Source organism: uncultured Campylobacter sp. (assembly GCF_938045225.1).
Taxonomy (GTDB): domain Bacteria; phylum Campylobacterota; class Campylobacteria; order Campylobacterales; family Campylobacteraceae; genus Campylobacter_A.
Map to the genome: position 1 here is coordinate 1 of NZ_CALINL010000278.1, position 4,156 is coordinate 4,156.

The following is a 4,156-nucleotide window of genomic DNA, read 5'->3' on the forward strand; positions in this document are numbered from 1 at the left end:
TTTTAAATCTTAAAAAAAGATATCCTTAAGCAAAAAGCTTAAAATTAAACTTTAAATTTAGTTTGATATATTAAATTATTAACATGAGTATTGATATTTTAAAATATTTCTAAAGGAGTTGGACCCAAATATGGGTCCGAATAAGGTAGTTATAGACCTTCAAAAGGGTTTGAAACTACGTCTTTGCGATCAACTATGTAAGGTATGATAGCTGCGTGGCGAGCTCTCTTGATTGCTTTTTCTACCATCTCTTGGTATCTTTTTGATGTGCCAGTTAGGCGTCTTGGCATGATTTTAAATCTCTCTGACAAGCAGTACTTCAAAAGCGAAGTATCCTTGTAGTCGATAAAATCTATCTTTGCCTCTGTAAATTTGCAGTATTTGCGTGAATATTTTCTTTTTTCAGCCATCGTTTTTTCCTTAATTAAAATGGTATCGTTTCGTCGCCGTCATCGTATTTGTCGGCATCTATATCTATTTCTCGGACGTTATCGCCATAGTATTCGTCTTTTGGCTGTTGCTTTTGTTGCTGCGGTTTATTAAAATTTTGCCTTTGCGCGCCGCCTTGAGCGTAGCTATTTTGTTGATTTTGTCCGCCTTGATAGCCGCCGCCGTAGCTGTTATTTTGGTAACCGCCTTGCTGATAGCCTTGATTACTATTTTGATTGTATCCGGCTTGCTGTTGTCCTCCGCCTAGCATCTCCATATTTTCCACGCTGATCGTGTGTTTGCTTCTATTTTGTCCACTATTGTCCGTCCATTGGTCGAATTTTAGGCGACCCTCAACTAGAAGCTTTGAGCCTTTGGAAAGATATTGGTTTGCTATTTCCGCTTGTTTTCCGAAAAATGTTATGTCTATAAAGCACGTTTCTTCGCGTTTTTCGCCGTTCACGTTAAATTTTCTCGTCACGGCGATGGCGCTGTTGCCTATGGCTGCGCCCGCAGTCGTATATCTAAGCTCGATATCTCGTGTTAAATTTCCTACTAAAACGACTCTATTAAACATTTTTCGTCCTTATTCTTGCGCTGCTGGAGCTTCTTCTGCTTTGACTTTCGGTTCTTTTTTGTTTAGTTTGATGCCCTTGCTCATCTTTTCCCAAGCGGCGATCTCTTTTTTGTTTTCAAATTTGACCGTTAAGAATTTGATGATCTCTTCGGTGATTCTTATGATACGCTCAACTTCTGCGATAGCTTGAGTCGGAGCCTCGAAATACACGACGAAATAAGTTCCGCGCTCGTATTTTTTTACGGTATAGGCTAGTTTTCTAGTGCCCATAGACTGCACAGACGCGATATTTGCGCCGTTTTTGGTTAGGATTTCTTTAACGAAATCAACTTTTGCGCTTACTTCTTCTTCCGTCAAAGTAGGCTTCAAAATGAATAAAAGCTCGTAGTGCTTCATTGATTCTCCTTGTGGGTATTAAGCTCGTTTGCGCGGTTGCAAACGGGCAAGGAAGTCTTTCGACAAGAGCTGATTTTATCTTTTTTTTACTTAATATTTGCTGTTTTTGCCGATAAGATTTTGTAGGTCCAGCACGCAGGAGAGTAGAAAAGTTTTTTTATCCAGGGCGGAGTTTGTTTTTAGCTCAAATTCCGCCAAATTTAGCGCGGTAAAAATTTCCCTATACGCTTTTAAATTTACAGCCAGACACTGCCTTTTTAGTTCATTTGCGACGTTTGGTGGTGGCGCATAGCCGAGCGTTTCTTTGATGTCGAATTTGCCTGTTATTTTGATACCCGCATGTAGTTTAAAGAGCCTAAAAAATGCACGGTAAAGCGAGTTTATAAACAAAATTTCATTAAAATTTCCATCGTCCGCGCAGGAGAAAAAATCGGCCCTGATATCTTTTAGCGCGATAAATTTATCGAAAAAATCGTCAAAACTCACACTTGATAGCGAAAAAACCAAGCTTCTTGCGATATTTTCGTTTATGAGCTCATTTAGAGAGGCTAGTTTGTTTAGCTCGCTTGCGGCTAGATATAAATTTTCGTTGTGTATGCGGTAGAGTTCAAAAAGCGCGTTTTTTGTAATATTTAGGTTCATTTTTGCAGCTTGTCTACCGAGTAAATTTACGGCTTCTTCGGGCGAGCCGGGTTTAAAAAATCTCGCAAAATTTACCCCGAAAGCCTTTTGTGTATCAAAAACGGCTTTAGCATCGGGCTCAAAAAGCTCAAAAATAAATACGCCGCCGTTTTTGCAACCGTCTATCAGGATTTTTAGCTCTTTTGCGGGGATTTTTTTGTCGCTTTTTACGTGCAAAAGCGGACTGTCGCCAAAGAGCGAAGGCTCGCAAAGATGCGCTCGTGCAGCGTCAAAATCGTACTCGTCGTAGTAAAGGCTCAAAATTTCAAAATCTTTAAATTTGGCTAAAATTTCCTTCGCAAAAAGCTCGATTTGGTATTCGTCCGCGCCGTAAAGCAAAAAATAATTTGGAAATTTAGCCGCATTTAGCGTAGCCTCAAGCTCTTTTCTATACATCGATTTTCTTTACGACTTTGCCGAAAATTTCAGCCGTTGCGATATTTGCGTCCGTGATTTCGACGATGACTTTTTGCAGCAAATTTACGCAGTACGCGCCCAAAAATATCCTGGCGCCCTTTATCTCGTCGTCAAGCCTAGCGACCGCGACGTTTTGATTTTCGCTGATATAGGCGTTAAATCGCTGTCCGATGCGCTCTTTTGCCCAGCGCGCAAATTTCCTATCCATAAAGTCAAACGCGACTCTGTCGGCTTCGCGCTCGAGTTCGCTTAAATTTGAGCAAGTTGCTTCGATATTTAAAAGCAGGTAGTTGAAAAATTTCTCGTCGTTGCGCAGTTTGGCCTTTAAAAGGCGGTGTAACGTAAGGTCGGAGTAGCGGCGGATCGGGCTCGTAAAGTGCGTGTAGCGCTCAAATCCCAGTCCGAAGTGGCCTAAATTTTGCGCGCCGTATTCAGCTTTTTTTTGCGATTTTATGATGAGTTTATCGATCTCCTCGCGGTTGCCTACGGCGTCGGCTTGAGCTTGGATTTTGCGAACCAAATTTGCGATATCGCTTTCGTAAACGAAGTCAAAGCCTAGAGCGCCGAGATCTTCAAGCAAAATTTGTATTTTTCGCAGATCGGGCGAGCCGTGATTTCTAAAAACGCCTTTGCCGATGCGCTTTGCTGCTGCGACGTTGGCTAGTAGCATGCAGTCCTCGACGAGTCTGTGCGAGTCGGTATCGGTCTCAAATCTCGTAGAGGCAAGCCCGCCGTCTGCGTCAAGGCTCATGCGAAGCTCCTGCGTTCTAAAGTCAAATGCGTTTTTTAGGCGTTTTTTGCGTAGGCGCGATGTGAGCGCGAAAAGAGGCTTTATCCAGCCGGTCTCGTCCTCGCGTTCGCCGCGTAAAATTTGATCGACTTCATCGTAGTTAAAGCGTCTTTTTGAGGCGATTAGAGCTTCTAGGAGCTCTTCTTTTACGACTTCGCCGTTTTCGTCTAGCGTGATTTTGAAACAAAACGCAAGGCGCGCGGTATTTGGCTTGAGAGAGCAGATATTTTCGCTCAAATTTCGCGGTAGCATCGGCACGGCTTTGTGCGGAAAATATATAGAAAATCCGCGCGTTTTAGCCTCTGCGTCTATCGGGGAGTAGGGCGTGACGTATTCGCTCACGTCAGCGATCGCGACGTAAATTTCTCGCTTTTTCTTGTCAAAATATATCGCGTCGTCAAAGTCTTTGGCATCGACGGGATCGATCGTGCAAAAAGCTAGCTCCCTTAAATCTACCCTTTGCGGGTACATCGTAGGATCAACCTCGTCGCCCCACGCAATCGCTTCAGCTTCGCATTCTTCGTTAAATTCGTCGTTTTTGTTAAATACGGCGAGCGAGATTTTTTCGTCGCTAAGCGGGTCGTTTATGTTGCCGATAACCTCGACTATTTCGTTGTTTATGTTGCCGATTTTTAGTAGCGTGCCGGGCGGCAGCATTTTTAGCGATTTTTGCGAGGCTTTTAGCGGCGAGCTAAGCGCTGTTTTTACGTTTACGCCAAGGATTACAGAGCCTATTTGTTTGGTGTAGACTACGCTTGTTTCGTTGGCGAGTTTTAGCGTCATCACGACCTTGGCGCTTTGGCGTTTTTTCTTTAGTGGCAGGAGTTTTGCCAGCACGATATCGCCGTAGTGCGAGGCGTTTAAAT

At 43.2% G+C, this 4,156-nt stretch carries 5 protein-coding genes; all 5 read right to left on the reverse strand.

The annotated features are described in order from the left end of the window. Positions 1-149: 149 nt before the first annotated feature. On the reverse strand, positions 150-410 hold the full coding sequence (rpsR, locus tag Q0200_RS09985) for a 30S ribosomal protein S18 (RefSeq protein WP_004317775.1): 261 nt from the start codon (positions 408-410) through the stop codon (positions 150-152). A 14-nt stretch (positions 411-424) separates the two neighbouring features. Continuing rightward, positions 425-1,006: a single-stranded DNA-binding protein gene (locus tag Q0200_RS09990; protein WP_297940835.1), complete on the reverse strand. Its 582-nt coding sequence runs from the start codon at positions 1,004-1,006 to the stop codon at positions 425-427. Positions 1,007-1,015: 9 nt separating this feature from the next. After that, the gene (gene rpsF, locus Q0200_RS09995; protein WP_122874108.1) at positions 1,016-1,402 is read right to left on the reverse strand and encodes a 30S ribosomal protein S6; all 387 of its coding nucleotides are present in this window, start codon (positions 1,400-1,402) and stop codon (positions 1,016-1,018) included. A gap of 90 nt (positions 1,403-1,492) precedes the next feature. Further along, the gene (gene holA / locus Q0200_RS10000; RefSeq protein ID WP_297940837.1) at positions 1,493-2,479 is read right to left on the reverse strand and encodes a DNA polymerase III subunit delta; all 987 of its coding nucleotides are present in this window, start codon (positions 2,477-2,479) and stop codon (positions 1,493-1,495) included. Further along, positions 2,472-4,156, reverse strand: a 1,685-nt coding sequence (locus Q0200_RS10005) for a ribonuclease R family protein (RefSeq protein ID WP_297940838.1), incomplete at its 5' end; no start/stop codon positions are given. The genes Q0200_RS10005 and holA, both read right to left, overlap by 8 nt.

Excerpts from the sequence above, each read along its gene's own strand:
- rpsR (WP_004317775.1), bottom strand. The coding sequence starts at position 410 with ATGGCTGAAAAAAGAAAATATTCACGCAAATACTGCAAATTTACAGAG.
- Q0200_RS09990 (WP_297940835.1), bottom strand. The coding sequence starts at position 1,006 with ATGTTTAATAGAGTCGTTTTAGTAGGAAATTTAACACGAGATATCGAG.
- rpsF (WP_122874108.1), bottom strand. The coding sequence starts at position 1,402 with ATGAAGCACTACGAGCTTTTATTCATTTTGAAGCCTACTTTGACGGAA.
- holA (WP_297940837.1), bottom strand. The coding sequence starts at position 2,479 with ATGTATAGAAAAGAGCTTGAGGCTACGCTAAATGCGGCTAAATTTCCA.